The sequence below is a fragment of the Actinomadura kijaniata NBRC 14229 genome (assembly GCF_001552175.1).
Classification (GTDB): domain Bacteria; phylum Actinomycetota; class Actinomycetes; order Streptosporangiales; family Streptosporangiaceae; genus Spirillospora; species Spirillospora kijaniata.
Map to the genome: position 1 here is coordinate 1 of NZ_BCQR01000361.1, position 517 is coordinate 517.

The 517-nt window shown below is 71.6% G+C and carries 1 pseudogene; it reads right to left on the minus strand.

Annotation, left to right across the window (positions count from 1 at the left end):
- Nucleotides 1-409, minus strand: a pseudogene (locus tag AKI01S_RS48710) (hypothetical protein); the annotation flags it as partial.
- Nucleotides 410-517 lie beyond the last annotated feature (108 nt).

The following is a 517-nucleotide window of genomic DNA, read 5'->3' on the forward strand; positions in this document are numbered from 1 at the left end:
CGAAGTCGGCGACGCTTTGCGGTGGGTGGCCCGATGTCGTTCCGGTCCTCCACAGCACCTGGTGGACGACCAGCAGGGACAGCCCATACAGGAACCCCAGCATCAGGAAGTCACGACCCGGCCGGCGGGTCCGGCGCACCAGCGCGACCGTCAGCCAGGCCGCGAACGGTGTGAGCGCCAGGACGTAGTACAGCAGCCCGCTCTGGGGAGCGACGATGTCGAGATCGGCGAGGACGGTGCGGGGCAGGCCGAGCGCGACCAGGCCCAGCATCAGCCCGGTGGGCATGTCCGTCGCGGGGAAGGTGCGGCCCAGGCCGCGCGCCGGGGGCGACAGAGCCGCCCCGCCCAGCATGCGGGCTGATCCGTTGGTCAGGGTGTCGGAGATGTGGTTCGTGGCGTTGTGGTTCATGGCTCCGATCCTGCGGCTGTGCCACTGAGGCGCACATCGGCCAGGCGGCGGCTCTTGGCGGTCGTGTCGTACGCCGTGGAGCGCAGGGCGGGAGCCGCCCCCGGACGG